Origin of the sequence: Pustulibacterium marinum (genome assembly GCF_900116665.1) — a bacterium.
In the GTDB taxonomy this organism is placed as follows: domain Bacteria; phylum Bacteroidota; class Bacteroidia; order Flavobacteriales; family Flavobacteriaceae; genus Pustulibacterium; species Pustulibacterium marinum.
This window is the reverse complement of sequence record NZ_FPBK01000017.1, coordinates 54,234-69,888: the sequence shown is the minus strand read 5'-3', so window position 1 is coordinate 69,888 and position 15,655 is coordinate 54,234. Positions and strand designations below refer to the sequence as shown.

Here is a 15,655-nt window from a genome sequence, read left to right as displayed (position 1 = left end):
ACTCATTTACCATTTCGTCTGTTACATTTCCTGTACTCCACACTCCATAACCTACTGCCCAAAAATGTTTTCCCCAGTAAGTATGACCCAGTGAACTAAACTCTTGTTGAAGTTTCCTTGATGTTCTTCCCTTCATTTGTTTCACTATTGAGCTTATACTATATTTAGGAGCATATTCTATATGCATGTGCACATGGTCTTGACTTACAACTCCTTTTAAGATCTCAATCCCCTCTGCATCACATATTTGTATCAGTAGTTCGCGACATCGTGATTGAATATCTCCTTTTAAAACTTTATATCTATACTTGGTAGACCAAACTATGTGGCAACTAAGACGGCTGGTGGTATGTGCACCCTTTCGATTATAGCTCGTCATAAACTAATCTACAAAATTTTATCGCACTACTAAAGTGCTGCAATAAAATTGCAGGGTTTTAATATCCCTGTTCTGAGACCAATAATATAAAAAAAGGGATTTGAAAACTATCAAATCCCTTTTTTATTATCTCAAACTCTTTATTATCTAAATACTCCTCTCGGAAAAACTACCACACTCTCAAAACCATTTTTACCAACTGCAACTACTCCAAAATAGTAATTATCAATTACAATTCCTTCCAACGTAAATTCATTTACATCACCGACAAATCTTGAGTATTGCCATTGAGGCGCTGTAGTATCTCTCCAATAAATCTTATAGCCTACAATATTTTCGTCTTCCGATTTTTTCCATCTTAATTTCACAGCCGGAGCTACTGCTCCACCTATTTCTACATCTTCCGGAGCTTTTGGTGCCCAAGCCAATGAAGCCAAATTAATGGCATTTACCGCTGTTAATTTCTTGGTATAAGCAAAATTTACACCTTCTACTACATCGCCGTATTTAATCCCGTTTTCAGTTCGAATATCTTGATGTTGACGATTGTAATTTTCATGCGCTTCCATAATTCTAACACCTGCAAAACCAAGATCGTTAAACGGTTTATGATGGCCGCCTCTACCAAATCTATCTAATCGGTAAATCATCATTGGGTTCATTTCCGGCATATATGTTTTCACGGTTTTATGGATATATCGAGCCAATTGACGTGAGATACCGTCTACTTCGCCTCCGTAATATCTACGCATTTTTCGTTGTTCTTCGGTTTCGGTTACTGGAGTTGGCTCTGAAAAAATTCTAAAACTTCTATTGTCAATTATTCCATCTACTCCTTCAATATTGCCAATCATATCGTCATTAAAAATTCCAATAATCTCCCAGTCATTTTCTTTCGCATAAGCAGCCAAACCACTACCACCAAACAAACCTTGCTCTTCGCCAGATAAGCCAACGTATACAATGCTACTCTCAAATTTATATTTTGAGAGTACTCTTGCAGCTTCCATAGTTCCTGCCATTCCTGAAGCATTATCATTAGCTCCAGGAGCATCCGTCGTAAAATCCATAGCATCACTGGCTCTAGAATCTATATCGCCACTCATGATAATGTATCGGTTAGGGTACTTTGTTCCTTTTTGAATAGCAACAACATTTACCACCCAAGCAGGTTTAGGAACTCTAGCGCCATCTTCTTTGGTAACATAATCTTTCTGATAAAAAACATCTAAACAATCTTCGCAAGATTCACTTATACTATCAAATTGAGATTTAATCCATCTACGTGCAGCTCCAATTCCACGTGTTTGAGAAACGGTATCACTAAACGTATTTCGAGTACCGAAACCGGCAAGTTTTTTTATATCATGCTCAATTCTATCAGCAGAAATATGGTCTATAATATCATAAATACGTTGATCTGTTTGTTGGGCTATTCCTTTTGAAATAAAAATTCCAAATATGAATAATACCGCAAATGTTTTTAACTTCATAAGATTGGGGTTTAGGGTTTCTCTATCGCTCGCTTTCCAAACTTCTCGGCAATCACTGCTATAATTATAATTTGAGAAATATGGTATAACATGATAGGCAAGATAAACAAACTTCCGTTAGGAGAATTTCCAAACATCACTTTTGCCATAACAGAACCATGCACCATCGATTTTTTAGATCCACAAAACAAGGCAGTAATTCTATCTTCAATAGGAAATTTAAACACTTTTTTACTAATAATGTTCATCAAAAACATCATCAAGAAAAACAAGAGTAACACACACACATACACCAAAGCAAATTGTGTCCAATGCATTCCTTCAAATAAATGAATGATAAATGAATGACTAAAAGCTGCATAAACAATTAGCACAATAATAGACTTATCAAAATTACTTATCCATTTTTTATGCCTTTTAGCAATATGTCCAATTTTTTTGTTCAAAACCAAACCAAGCGTAATTGGTAGGATAATTTGAATTATTAACTTTAAAAATACTTCTGTAAAACTAATTCCCTGCACTTGTTCTACCACCATTCCCAACCACAATGGAGTAATCACTACTCCGATTAAACCAGAAATACTTGCGTTAAAAATAGCCGCCGGTACATTTCCTTTTGCCAAAGAAACCATCACAACCGAAGAAGAAACCGAAGATGGCAACGTTGCTAAAAAGAATAAACCTACCCATAACAATTCGCCTACACCGCTTACTAAAATGGGTTTAGCCAATAAAATAACTAGCGGAAATAACAAAAATGTACTGCATTGAATAAGTGTATGCAATTTGTAATTTGACAATCCGGATCGAACCTGAGCAAAGGATAAATTCAATCCGTAAAAGAAAAAAATCAATCCAATCCCAACATCCGTTACCGTATGAATATGAAGTAATTCAGCTCCCGAAGGAACTATATATGCCACTATAATAGCAGCCATTAAAGCCAATACAAAGCTATTTATCTTTATTTTTTTTAATTGCATGTGCGAACGCTTTATCAAATTTATTAACGACTGTAAAAGTACAGTTAATATTAACAAATAGACATTAGAAACAACTTAAAACCTCGTTAGAAATCGGTATCTTTGTTACACTACGGCACAACCGTTTTAGGATTAAAAAATCGCATACACACATGAATTTAAGTAAATACATAGACCACACTTTACTCAAAGCTGTGGCAACTCCTCAAGACATCGCTCAACTTTGTGACGAAGCAATAAAATATCAATTTGCATCCGTTTGCGTAAACAGCTGTTATGTAACGGAAGCTTTTCAGCATGTAAAAAATTCAGACGTAAAAGTTTGTAGCGTTATTGGTTTTCCTTTAGGTGCTATGAGTACGGAAGCTAAAGTTTTTGAAGCCCAACAAGCCGTGAAAGATGGTGCTACAGAAATTGATATGGTGATCAATGTAGGAAAGCTAAAAGCAAAAGATTTTGAATACATAGCAACTGAAATTGCAGCAATTAAAAAAGCGGTTGGCGATTTGGTTTTGAAAGTTATTATAGAAACCTGTTATCTAACAGATGAAGAAAAAACAATTGCTTCCGAACTCTCTGTAAAAGCAAAAGCAGATTTTGTAAAAACCTCTACCGGTTTTGGTACTGGTGGCGCTACATTAGAAGATATTGCTATTATGAAAGCTGCCGTAAACAGAAATGCAAAGCTAAAAGCTAGTGGAGGAATCAGAGATTTTGAAACTGCAAAAGCTTATGTAGAAGCTGGTGCTGATAGATTAGGAACGTCAAACGGAATTGCTATTATCGAAGGGAAAACCGGAGAAGGATATTAAAAAGAAGAAATTATGAGTGTACATATAGAAGCCAAAGTTGGCGAAATTGCAGAAACTGTTCTTTTACCCGGCGATCCACTACGAGCTAAATGGATTGCTGAAAACTTTTTAGAAGATGTAAAACAGTACAACAACATACGCGGAATGCTAGGTTTTACCGGAACATATAAAGGTAAAAAAGTATCGGTACAAGGAAGCGGAATGGGAATGCCATCCATTGGAATTTACGCACACGAACTGATTAATATTTACGGCGTCAAAAAACTAATTCGAGTAGGTAGTGCTGGCTCTTATCAACCCGAAGTAAAGCTTAGAGATATTGTACTAGCTATGTCTGCTTCAACCAACAGTAACATAAACAATGCTACATTTCAAGGAGAAACATTTGCGCCAACCGCTAGTTTTGAGTTGCTCACCAAAGCGCATCAATATGCTGTTGAAAATAATATTGAAGTAAAAGCCGGAAACATTTTAAGTAGTGATGTTTTTTATCAAGAAAATCCAACTTATTACAAAAAATGGGCAGATTACGGTGTGTTGTGCGTAGAGATGGAAGCGGCTGCTTTATACTCTCTTGCTGCTAAATTTGGTGTAGATGCTTTGGCTATTTTAACCATTTCGGATAGTTTGGTAACGCGCGAAGCAACCTCTGCTAGAGACAGAGAAAGCTCTTTTAATGAAATGATAGAAATTGCGCTTTCGTTAGCTTAAATATTTCATAATAAATCAATTTAACAGAACAACAACTTTTTTTGGCAAAACACCTAGTTCTATAATGCTGAAAAATTATTGTATTTTTGCAAGCCTATGCAAAATAAAGTCAACATAAAAAATAAAAGAGCTCGTTTTGAATACGAGCTTCTAGATAAATATACTGCCGGTATTGTTTTAACGGGTACCGAAATTAAATCGATTCGTTTAAGCAAAGCTTCCATTGCCGAAAGTTTTTGTGAATTCAATGAGCGTGGTGAATTGTTTGTTGTAAATATGACTATTGAAGAATATGCTTTTGGTACACACTATAATCACAAACCAAAAACAGAACGTAAACTGTTGTTACAAAAACAAGAACTTCGAAAGCTCAATAAAGAAATTAAAAACAAAGGTTTAACCATTGTTCCGTTGCGTGTTTTTGTAAATGATAGAGGTTTGGCTAAAATGGAAATAGCATTGGCAAAAGGTAAAAAATTGTTTGATAAACGCGAAACCATTAAAGACAGAGATAACAAGCGAAATCTTGACAGAATCAAAAAAGCATTCAATTAAAAATAGAAAAGGCTACCAAATGGTAGCCTTTTCATTGTCTACAAATCTTAAAAGACTAATACTTTTAAGAACCCTTATAAATGTGAAAGATTACTAGTGTAGTAATTGAAGAGAGGAATTAGCAATCTTTCTACAGCTCCAAAATTAAGACTTGATACAATTCAATTTATACGTAGAAATACGTGTTTTTTAATTATTTCATATAAAAATTACCTTTATTTGAGTCTTATCCTTTAATTTTATAATTGAAAAATTGATAGAAAAAGTTATTAGTCCTTATGAAGCAGGAAAACTCACGTCTGTTTTTATTTTTTTTACTTGTAGTTGCAGTCACTCTTTTCACCTTTCTTGATTCTTGGGGATTCACCGAAACCAGTGAAGCTCGCTATGCGGAAATCAGCAAAGAAATGGTGGAAACCGGAGATTATTTGAATCCGCAACTTCTGGGAATTTATCATTATCACAAACCTCCTGTAGCTTACTATTTAACCGCTATCGGTTATAAAATATTTGGCTTTAATGAATTTGGAGCTCGTTTTTTCTTGCAGCTATTTCTACTTTTTCAACTGATTCTAGTTTATAAAATTGTTGAATATCTTTATAACGATAAAAAACTCGCTTTACTTTCCGCGGCTTGCTATTTCACCATGCCTATTTTGGTTATGGCTAATAGAAACCTTACAACCGATATTTTCCTTACTACCTTTATTCTTGCGGCTATAAATCATTGGCTGCTATATATTACAAGAAGATCAGGAACCTGGAATCTCTATGTATATTACTTAATGATGGGGATTGCGTTTGAAACCAAAGGTCCTGTTGTATTTATATTCCTATGGAGTTTTACCATCATTTACAGAATCATTCACAAAGAAAAATTCAAACTTACCATTCATCAAGTGCTAGGATTTCTATTGTTTTTAATGGTTGGTTCAGCCTGGTATGTTCTGGTAATTTTAGAAAAACCAGAATTGCTAGATTATTTTCTGTTTAAACAAACCGTAAACAGAATTGCCAATAAATCTTTTCACAGAGATCAACCCTTTTGGTTTTATATTCCTATTCTTATCGGGGTATTGTTTCCTTATGTCATTGCCATTTTTCCGAAAATTAAAAATGTATTTCAAAAATCAAAGTCAGACAAACTGCTTATTTATAATATCATTTTTATAGTTCTTCTATTTTCAATTTTTAAAACAAAACGAATTTTTTACGTTCTACCGTCCGTCTGGATGATTGCTATTCTCGTAGTAAGATGTCTCAAAATAAGTTCACCAAAAATCATTAAAAGTATTCGTATTTCTTATATCGTTTTAACAACCTTGTATGTGATTGGTTGTTTGATTTTATTTTTTATAAATATTGAAAACATTACCATCTCTGTAATGCAATTAACTTTAGTTTTAATTCTATTCGGAATTTTTATTGCATTATATCAGAAGTATTTTCGGAAACAGAATTATCCTTCTGTGATAGCTATGGGATGTCTATTTTTTGGAATTTTGATTATTAGCGGGAGTCTTTTTATGAAAAACAATAGAGATTTGATCAACTCTTTCAAACCTATTGTTACTTTTATCAATAACGAAAGTGATGCTCCAAACAAAAAGGTTTTTGCATTTGATTATTTAATCTCTTCCGTTCCTTTTTACACTGATTCTGAATTTTATACAGTGAATTACTTACACGATACAACAGTTAGAGAAGTACAGTTTCAAGACGATGAACAGTACAAAGAATACCTGCTCAATGTCTATTTGAAGTCTGAAGCAACTCGTTTTGAAGAATTGCTAAACTCTGGAAAAAACTATGTATTGGTAAAGAAAAAATTTGGTGTATACAAACCCTTCCAATTTATTGAAGAAAAGCTACCCAACAAAAAAGATTTCGGAAAATGGATTTTATACTACAACTAGTTTTTGTCTTCTAGCATCGGTACAAAACGAAATTCGCCAAACGTAGTTTTTTCAAATTCCTTTTCTCCTGTTCTTACCAACAACGTCATTATCTGCGGATCTGATCCTACTGGAATTACCAACCTACCTCCTATTTTAAGTTGCGCCATTAAAGGTTTTGGGATAAAAGGTGCCCCAGCCGTAACAATAATACTATCAAACGGAGCCTCTTCTGGCAATCCTTTATAACCATCACCAAAAATCATTTGCTTAGGACGAATTCCTAATTTTGGTAAAAACCGACTGGTTTTTTTAAAAAGTTCCAACTGTCTTTCAATAGAATACACACGTGCTTTCAATTTTACCAACATGGCACATTGGTAGCCACTTCCAGTTCCTATTTCAAGAATTTTATCACCTGGTTTTACTTGTAACAATTGTGACTGAAATGCCACGGTAAAAGGTTGCGAAATGGTTTGTCCGGCACCAATAGGGAACGCCTTGTCTTGGTACGCGTGATCTTCAAAACTACTATCCATAAACAAGTGTCTGGGAATATTGCGCACGGCTTCTAAAACAGCCGCATCTGTAATTCCTTTGCGCTGCAGTACATTAGCCAGCTGGTTACGCATTCCTTTGTGTTTATGAGTATCGTTTAGCATTTCTATTGGGATCGTGGTTGTTTTGCAAAAATAGTCAAATCAAGGCTTTTTTAAAACGCTAAATCACTCTTAAAAGTGCAAAAAACAGCTGCTGATATTGTAAAGTTTTCATGGTCAAACGCTTTAGAAAGTTTATTTTTGTGAAAAACATTTATTATGCTAAAAGCCGGAGTACTTGGTGCAGGACACCTTGGAAAAATTCATTTACGCCTCTTACAACAATCAGAAAAATATGAACTCGTAGGATTTTACGATCCTGATAAAGAAAATGCTCAAAAAGTTGTTGCCGAATTTGGATACACCTATTTCGAAACTATTGAAGCATTAGTGGCTGCGGTAGATGTTGTTGACATTGTTACCCCAACACTTTCACATTACGATTGTGCTGTAAAAGCCATTATCAATAAGAAACATATTTTTATAGAAAAACCTATAGCCAATACGGTTGAAGAAGCTGAAGCTATTATCAAATTAGCCGACGAACACAGAGTTAAAGGCCAGGTTGGACATGTAGAACGTTTCAACCCTGCATTCACCGCTGTTAAAGACAATTTCAATAACCCAATGTTTATTGAAGCGCACCGTTTGGCAGAATTTAATCCGCGTGGTACCGATGTTCCTGTGGTGTTAGATTTAATGATTCACGATATTGATGCTATTTTAAGCGTGGTAAATTCAAAAGTAAAAAAAGTAAGTTCTAGCGGTGTTTCTGTAATTAGTCATTCTCCGGATATTGCTAATGCGCGTTTGGTTTTCGAAAACGGTTGTGTAGCTAATTTAACGGCCAGTAGAATTTCATTAAAAAACATGCGTAAATCTCGTTTCTTCCAACGCGACGCATACATTTCTGTAGACTTCTTGGAGAAAAAAGTTGAAGTTGTAAAAATGAAAGAAGCTCCTGAAACTCCAGGTGATTTTGATATGATTTTGCAAAATGCTGAAGGCGAACGAAAACAAATCTATTTTGAAAATCCGGAAATTCAGGCAAATAATGCTATTTTAGATGAGTTGGAAAGTTTTGCAGATGCCATTAACAACAACACCACTCCAATTGTAAGTTTACATCAGGGAACGGAAGCGTTGCGCGTTGCAAAACAGATCATCGAAGCGTTTAATCACAATTAAAAAAATCACATGAAAACAATAGCGGTTATTGGCGCAGGAACCATGGGTAACGGAATTGCACATGTTTTTGCGCAACATAATTTTACAGTTCACTTAATTGATATTTCGGAAACAGCGCTGGAAAAAGGTTTAGCTACCATTGCTAAAAATCTTGACAGAATGCTGGCGAAGGAAAAAATTACCGAAGCTGAAAAAGCAACTACTTTACAAAACATCACTACGTTTACCAGTATGGAAAACGGCGTAAAGAATGTAGATTTGGTTGTAGAAGCCGCTACTGAAAATGTAGATTTAAAACTAAAAATATTTACACAGCTAGATGAAATTTGCGATGCCAAAACCATTTTAGCTACTAATACTTCTTCCATTTCTATTACGCAGATTGCTGCAGCGACCAAAAGACCGGAACAGGTGATCGGAATGCATTTTATGAATCCGGTTCCGATGATGAAACTGGTTGAAATTATTCGCGGATACAACACTACGGATGAGATAACCCAAACCATCATGCAACTTTCGGAACAATTGCATAAAGTTCCGGTAGAAGTAAATGATTATCCAGGTTTTGTTGCCAACCGAATTTTAATGCCCATGATCAATGAAAGTATCGAAACATTGTACAACGGCGTTGCCGGAGTTTCGGAAATTGACACTGTAATGAAACTCGGAATGGCGCACCCAATGGGACCTTTGCAATTAGCAGATTTTATTGGACTAGACGTTTGTTTATCTATCTTAAACGTGATGTATGACGGATTCAAAAATCCGAAATATGCACCTTGTCCGTTGTTAGTAAACATGGTCATGGCCGGAAAATTAGGCGTAAAATCAGGAGAAGGGTTTTATGATTATTCCGAATCTAGAAAAGCAGAAAACGTAGCAAAACAATTTGCATAAAGTATAAAATGCCAAAAATAACTCCATTTAAAGCCGTTTTACCACACAAAGCTTTTGCTTCTTTGGTGGTTTCGCGTTCGTACGAAACCTACAAAAAGAAAGAGCTCAAAGCCAAGTTGGCTTACAATCCGTATTCATTTTTACATATTTTGAATCCGGGTTTTAAGTTTCAGCATGAGATTAGTGGTATGCAACGTTTTAACATGGTGAAAAATCGGTATTTGGAATTTCATGAGCGTGAAGTATATGAATATGATGATCAGGAAGCTTTCTATCTCTATCAAATAGAAACACATCATCATAAATATACTGGCATTATCGCTGCTGCGAGTGTTGAAGATTACAAAAACAATCGGATTAAAAAGCACGAAGATACCATTCAGCGTCGTGAAGAAATTTTCAAAGAATATTTGAAAGTCGTCGGATTTAATACCGAACCGGTACTCCTCACCTATCCAGATGATTCGAGTATCAATGAAATTACGGAAACTGTAACACAAACAGTTCCGGATTATCAATTTGCTACGGTGGAACAGCAAATGCATTCACTTTGGAAAATCAACAATCCTGAAAACATTGCTGTGATTTCTCAGCATTTTGAAGCTATGGAAGCCGTGTACATTGCAGACGGACATCACCGATCAGCTTCATCTATGTTGTTATCAGACGAAATGTTTCCACAAACAGGAAATGAAAAATATACACGATTTTTAAGTTTTTTAATTCCAGAATCTAACTTACACATTTCAGAATTCAATCGCTTAATCAAAGGGTTGAACGGTTTATCAAAAGAAGAATTCTTATACAAACTTGACGAAGATTTCCGAATAGAAAACAGAGGATTGGGATTGTATCAACCTTCCAAGAAACATCATTTTAGCATGTATTTAGATGGCGAATTTTATTCGTTATACCTGAGAAAATCAAAATACAATTTCAACGATTCTTTGAGTGAATTGGACACACAATTGCTATACAAAACCATTTTAGAACCTATTTTGGGCATTCACGATTTACGCAACGATGATAGGATTGCGTATGTTTCGGGCAAAGAAAGCATCATCAGAATGAAGAAAAAAATAGACGATGGCGATTTTACAGTTGGTTTTGGTATGCTTCCAATTACAGTAGAAGAATTGAAAAAAATTGCAGACGAAGGCTTGCAAATGCCTCCAAAAAGCACCTATATTGAACCTAAATTACTAAGTGGACTCACCATTTACGAATTTTAACTATGATCAAAGAAAATTTACATAACATACAAACTTCATTACCTGAAAACGTAACGCTGGTAGCAGTTTCTAAAACCAAACCTGTTAGTGATTTACAAGAAGCTTACGATGCCGGACAGCGCATTTTTGGCGAAAATAAAATTCAGGAAATGACCGAAAAATGGGAACAACTTCCTAAAGATATCCAATGGCATATGATTGGGCATGTACAACGCAACAAAGTAAAGTACATGGCTCCATATGTAAGTTTGATTCATGGGGTTGACACCTTCAAACTACTGAAAGAAGTTGACAAACAAGCTGTAAAAAACGAGCGTATTATTGAATGTTTGTTACAAGTACACATTGCTGAAGAAGATACAAAATTTGGTTTTGATGCCGCTGAATTGCAAGAAACTATTGCTTTAGAGGACTTTTCGGCATTGAAAAACGTTAAAGTTGTTGGTTTGATGGGCATGGCTACTTTTACAGAAGACACTACTCAGGTAGCACGTGAATTTCAGTCGTTAAAATCATTATTTGACAGTCTTAAAACTGCTACCAGTGACAATTTAGAAATGAAAATCCTATCCATGGGAATGAGTGGTGATTATAAAATTGCCATAGAAAATGGAAGTACAATGGTAAGAATTGGCAGTAGTATTTTTGGAGCCAGAAATTATCAGTAACTTGTAAACTTTTAAACGACCCTATATTGTTATACGCAATTGTTGATATAGAAACTACCGGAGGTAAATTTAATGAAGAAGGAATTACCGAAATTGCCATTTATAAATTTGATGGGCATAAGGTAGTAGATCAATTCATTTCATTGGTAAATCCAGAAAAGGACATCCAGCCTTTTGTTGTGAAGCTTACTGGTATCAACAACAAAATGTTGCGTACAGCTCCTAAATTTTATGAAATAGCCAAGCGCGTTGTAGAAATTACAGAAGATTGTATCATTGTAGCGCACAACGCTAAGTTTGATTATAGAATTTTAAGAACAGAATTTAGACGTCTTGGTTTTGATTATTCCCGTCGCACTTTGTGTACTGTAGAACTTTCTAAGAAGTTGATTCCAGACAAACCTTCGTACAGTTTAGGAAAATTAGTTCGTTCTTTGGGAATTCCGGTTTCGGACAGACACCGAGCCAGTGGTGATGCACAGGCAACCGTGAAACTTTTCAAACTGTTGCTTTCTAAAGATTCTAAAAAAACCATTATCACCAGCACTATCAAAACCGATGTGCAACACAAAATGGCTCCTAAACTGCTAGATATTGTTGAGCAAATACCTTCTGTAACCGGTGTTTATTACATACATAAAGCAGACGGAGAAATTATTTATATTGGTAAAAGCAAGAATATAAAAAAACGTGTAAATCAGCATTTTACTAATAAAAACAAGAAAGCACTCATCATTCAAAAACAAGTTGCTGCAGTTACTTACGAAGATACCGGAAGTGAATTGATTGCACTTTTAAAAGAGAATGAAGAGATAAAAATAAACAAACCCACCCTTAACAGAAGTAGAAAACAAACCTTATTTAATTTAGGATTTTATCTTCAGGAATTACCAAACGGCTATCAAACTATTACCATAGAAAAAGTGAAGGAAGTATTTGATAGAGAACCTTTAATGACGTTCACTACCATTCACGAAGCCAAAAATGCCTTATACAAAATGGCAGAAGATTTTAAACTTTGCCATAAATTATTAGGTCTTTCAGAAGCAAAGAAAAACTGTTTCAATTACACCATTGGGCAATGTAATGGCGCTTGTGTAGAAAAAGAACCAGTAGCTACTTATAACGAACGTTTTCAAAAAGCCATTAAAACTTATACATATCCGTATGACAATATGGCTATAGTAGACAAAGGTCGAGAAGTAGATGAACGCAGCGTAATTTTGATCAAAGAAAACACCTTAAAAGGTTTCGGATTTTACAATCTAAATTATCAAGTAAATCATATTGAGGTACTTGAAGGCATTGTCACTCCCCTAGAAAACAACGGCAATGCACAACATATTATTCAATCTTATTTAAGAAAAAGAAAAGTTTCTAAAATTATTGAATTAAAAAACAACCAATAGATAAAATAAACATACACTTCTATGAAACAGCTAAGTTTTATACTTGCTGTTCTTATATCATCTATGGTATGGGGACAAGATTACGAATATGGAAAAGTAACTCGTGAACAACTTACTATGGAGTCTTACAGCGACGACCCCGAGGCAGAAGCGCTGGTTCTTTATGAAAGTGGAAAAGCTGAAATATTTGAAGACTACGAGGGCCTAAGACTCTATTTTACATTTAAAACACGAATTAAAATATTTGATAAAGAAGGATTTGATCATGCTACATTCGAAATACCTTTATACACGAACGATAGCAAAACAAAAACAGAGTCTTTAGAATTTGTTCGCGCAACATCTTATAATATGGATACGCCACCAACTGCTATTGGAGATGATGACGTACTGTACGAAAAATACAATAGTAACTACAGAATTGCTAAATTCACTATTCCTAAAACAAAAGAAGGAACTGTTTTTGACGTTGAATATCGCGTTAAAACTCCTTTTTATTTCTATAACTTTCATGATTGGAAATTTCAAAGTGATATTCCGAAACTTTATAGCCAATACATCACAAAAATTCCAGCAAATTATAAATATAATGCCAAGATCATTGGTGCTTTAGAATTTGATGAACATACCGGTGATATAGAAAGAAGATGTGTAGAAATGAACGGTGGCGCTGCAGACTGCGAGATCAATAAGTATGTCATGAAAAACATTCCGGCTTTTAAAACGGAAGATTACATGACTAGCAAAGACAATTTTATCTCACAACTAAAATATGAAATTAAAGAAACACAAAATTTTCATGGTGTAAAACAAAGCTATTCCAAATCTTGGAAAGACATAGACCACGAAATAAAAACCAGTTTTGACCTAGGTAAACAAGCGAGAAAAGAAAGAGCCTTCAGTAAACTAATTCCTGAACACCTTGCCAGCATGCCAAAAGGAATTGATAAAGCGAAAGCCATTTACTATCACCTACAAAAAGAAATGAATTGGAATGGTGAAAATCATATTTTAAGTGATGTCAATGTAAAAGAAGCTTTTGAAAATAAAAAAGGAAATATAGCTGAATTAAATCTCGTACTATTAAATATGCTCAAAGCATCCGATTTTGAGGCTTATATGGTATTAGCCAGAGAACGAGAAGATGGATTCCCTACGCTGCTTTACCCTGTATTGACCGACTTTAATTATTTGTTTATAAAACTTGTTGAAGATGGCAAAACTTACTATTTAGACATTTCAGATGATTACCTTCCTTTTGGGATGCTTCCACTTAAAGCTCTAAATAACTATGGCCGTGTAATTGATTTTGATAATGAAAGTTATTGGGATAACATCTACATGAATTCGCTCTCCATGCAAAACATTTTCATGCAATATCAAATTGATAGCGATGGATATATGACCGTGAAAAAAGCTGAGAAAAACACCGGATTTCTCGCGACAAGAAAACGAAAAGTAATTAATAAAATTAATCAAGATTCCTATCTCAAGCAATTAGAAGATGATCTAAGTGCTCATAATAATGCGGTAATTACCTCATACAAAAACAGTAATGCTAAAGATTCTGACAAACAACTGCAAGAGCTATTTGAAATAGAATACGAAGATCCGTTTCAAGAGCAGCAACTATTTTTCAATCCTTTAGCAGGAACTTTATTTTCTGATAATCCTTTCAAGCTGAAAGAAAGGAATTATCCCGTTGATTTTGGATATCCAAGAGCGTACATTTATAAAATTATTTTAAAACTTGACGATGCTTACCAAATTAAACACTTGCCAGAAAATGTTACCTATAATGTTGGTGAGGCTCTAAAATTAGATTTCAAAACCCAACAAAGTAATGGAATGGTAACCCTGGATATCGCATTCTATATTAAAAAAGCCGTTTTTACTCCCGAAGAATATCAAGACCTTAAAAAGATTTTTAGTGAAATTGTAGATATCACAAATAATGCTGATATTATCATCGAAAAATCAGAATAGAACATGAAAAAAAATTGGAAAGAGAAGCTTTACGAAGTTATTTACGAAGCAGATACTCCCGCCGGAAAATGGTTTGATATTGTCTTGCTCTTTCTAATTTTCATTAGCATTCTTGTTGTAATGCTAGAGTCTGTAAAGTCATTAGACGCACAATACCATACAGAACTGCTTACTTGCGAATGGATTATTACCATTCTTTTCTCTATTGAATATTTGCTTCGAATTATTTGTATCAAAAAACCATTCAAGTATATTTTCAGCTTTTATGGAATTATTGACTTTTTCTCCACCATCCCACTCTATTTGTCATTTTTCTTTGTGGGTTCGCACGTTTTGGTAGCGTTTAGAGCATTAAGATTGCTGCGTGTATTTAGAATTTTAAAGCTTGTTCGGTTTTTGGGCGAAGCTTCTCAGCTCAAAGAAGCATTAAAAGCAAGTCGGTTAAAAATTACGGTATTTATCTATACAGTCCTTATCCTTTCGGTTATCATGGGAACGCTTATGTACCTTATCGAAGGTGCCGAAAGCGGTTTTACAAGCATCCCAAGAAGTATTTATTGGACTATTGTTACCTTAACAACCGTAGGGTATGGTGATATTGCTCCGGCTACAAATTTAGGTCAGTTTATTGCTTCGTTGATTATGATTTTGGGTTACGGAATTATAGCCGTTCCAACTGGAATTGTCACGGTTGAATTTTCAAAACAGGCTCAAAAAATAAATACAAATACACAAGTTTGTAGCAATTGCCACACCAATGACCATAGAGATGAAGCAGAATTTTGTTATCATTGTGGCGAAAAATTATAAGGGCGTTTGTGTTGTATCCACAAAACACCAAGCTT

Annotated in this window: 15 protein-coding genes; 11 read left to right on the top strand and 4 right to left on the bottom strand. The window is 34.7% G+C overall.

The window, feature by feature from the left end; all coding sequences use genetic code 11:
- The 3 genes from tnpA to BM383_RS16830 all read right to left on the bottom strand — a co-directional run.
- A partial coding sequence (gene tnpA / locus BM383_RS16840) for an IS200/IS605 family transposase (protein WP_093026319.1) occupies positions 1-379 on the bottom strand: 379 nt, incomplete at its 3' end.
- 143 nt (positions 380-522) lie between these two features.
- Positions 523-1,872: a M28 family peptidase gene (locus BM383_RS16835; protein ID WP_093026318.1), complete on the bottom strand. Its 1,350-nt coding sequence runs from the start codon at positions 1,870-1,872 to the stop codon at positions 523-525.
- An 11-nt stretch (positions 1,873-1,883) separates the two neighbouring features.
- Positions 1,884-2,858, bottom strand: coding sequence for a bile acid:sodium symporter family protein (locus BM383_RS16830; protein ID WP_245766612.1), 975 nt, complete (start codon positions 2,856-2,858; stop codon positions 1,884-1,886).
- A 152-nt stretch (positions 2,859-3,010) separates the two neighbouring features.
- Here BM383_RS16830 and deoC point away from each other — a divergent pair, with 152 nt between their 5' ends.
- The 4 genes from deoC (at position 3,011) to BM383_RS16810 (ending at position 6,852) form a co-directional block, all read left to right on the top strand.
- Complete coding sequence (gene deoC, locus BM383_RS16825) at positions 3,011-3,670, top strand: deoxyribose-phosphate aldolase (RefSeq protein ID WP_093026317.1); 660 nt, start codon at positions 3,011-3,013, stop codon at positions 3,668-3,670.
- 12 nt (positions 3,671-3,682) lie between these two features.
- A complete protein-coding gene (gene deoD, locus BM383_RS16820; protein ID WP_093026316.1) occupies positions 3,683-4,381 on the top strand; it encodes a purine-nucleoside phosphorylase in 699 nt (232 codons plus the stop codon).
- Between the two features lie 96 nt (positions 4,382-4,477).
- A complete protein-coding gene (gene smpB / locus BM383_RS16815) occupies positions 4,478-4,936 on the top strand; it encodes an SsrA-binding protein SmpB (protein WP_093026315.1) in 459 nt (152 codons plus the stop codon).
- Between the two features lie 278 nt (positions 4,937-5,214).
- On the top strand, positions 5,215-6,852 hold the full coding sequence (locus tag BM383_RS16810) for an ArnT family glycosyltransferase (RefSeq protein WP_093026314.1): 1,638 nt from the start codon (positions 5,215-5,217) through the stop codon (positions 6,850-6,852).
- Here BM383_RS16810 and BM383_RS16805 read toward each other — a convergent pair.
- Positions 6,849-7,493, bottom strand: coding sequence for a protein-L-isoaspartate(D-aspartate) O-methyltransferase (locus tag BM383_RS16805; protein WP_093026313.1), 645 nt, complete (start codon positions 7,491-7,493; stop codon positions 6,849-6,851). The two genes, BM383_RS16810 and BM383_RS16805, sit on opposite strands and share 4 nt — an antisense overlap.
- A 156-nt stretch (positions 7,494-7,649) precedes the next feature.
- Here BM383_RS16805 and BM383_RS16800 point away from each other — a divergent pair, with 156 nt between their 5' ends.
- The 7 genes from BM383_RS16800 to BM383_RS16770 are packed head-to-tail and all read left to right on the top strand — an operon-like array spanning position 7,650 to position 15,620.
- Positions 7,650-8,618 carry a Gfo/Idh/MocA family protein gene (locus tag BM383_RS16800; RefSeq protein ID WP_093026312.1) on the top strand — a complete coding sequence of 323 codons (969 nt, stop codon included), beginning with the start codon at positions 7,650-7,652 and terminating at the stop codon, positions 8,616-8,618.
- A 9-nt stretch (positions 8,619-8,627) separates the two neighbouring features.
- Entirely contained in the window at positions 8,628-9,515 is an 888-nt protein-coding gene (locus BM383_RS16795) for a 3-hydroxyacyl-CoA dehydrogenase family protein (RefSeq protein WP_093026311.1), read from the top strand.
- Between the two features lie 8 nt (positions 9,516-9,523).
- Positions 9,524-10,747, top strand: a complete 1,224-nt coding sequence (locus tag BM383_RS16790; RefSeq protein WP_093026310.1) for a DUF1015 domain-containing protein — start codon at positions 9,524-9,526, stop codon at positions 10,745-10,747.
- Between the two features lie 2 nt (positions 10,748-10,749).
- Complete coding sequence (locus BM383_RS16785) at positions 10,750-11,415, top strand: YggS family pyridoxal phosphate-dependent enzyme (protein WP_093026309.1); 666 nt, start codon at positions 10,750-10,752, stop codon at positions 11,413-11,415.
- Positions 11,416-11,441: 26 nt separating this feature from the next.
- Complete coding sequence (locus BM383_RS16780) at positions 11,442-12,824, top strand: exonuclease domain-containing protein (protein WP_093026308.1); 1,383 nt, start codon at positions 11,442-11,444, stop codon at positions 12,822-12,824.
- A 21-nt stretch (positions 12,825-12,845) separates the two neighbouring features.
- A complete protein-coding gene (locus BM383_RS16775) occupies positions 12,846-14,810 on the top strand; it encodes a DUF3857 domain-containing protein (RefSeq protein ID WP_093026307.1) in 1,965 nt (654 codons plus the stop codon).
- A 3-nt stretch (positions 14,811-14,813) separates the two neighbouring features.
- A complete protein-coding gene (locus tag BM383_RS16770; protein ID WP_093026306.1) occupies positions 14,814-15,620 on the top strand; it encodes an ion transporter in 807 nt (268 codons plus the stop codon).
- Positions 15,621-15,655 lie beyond the last annotated feature (35 nt).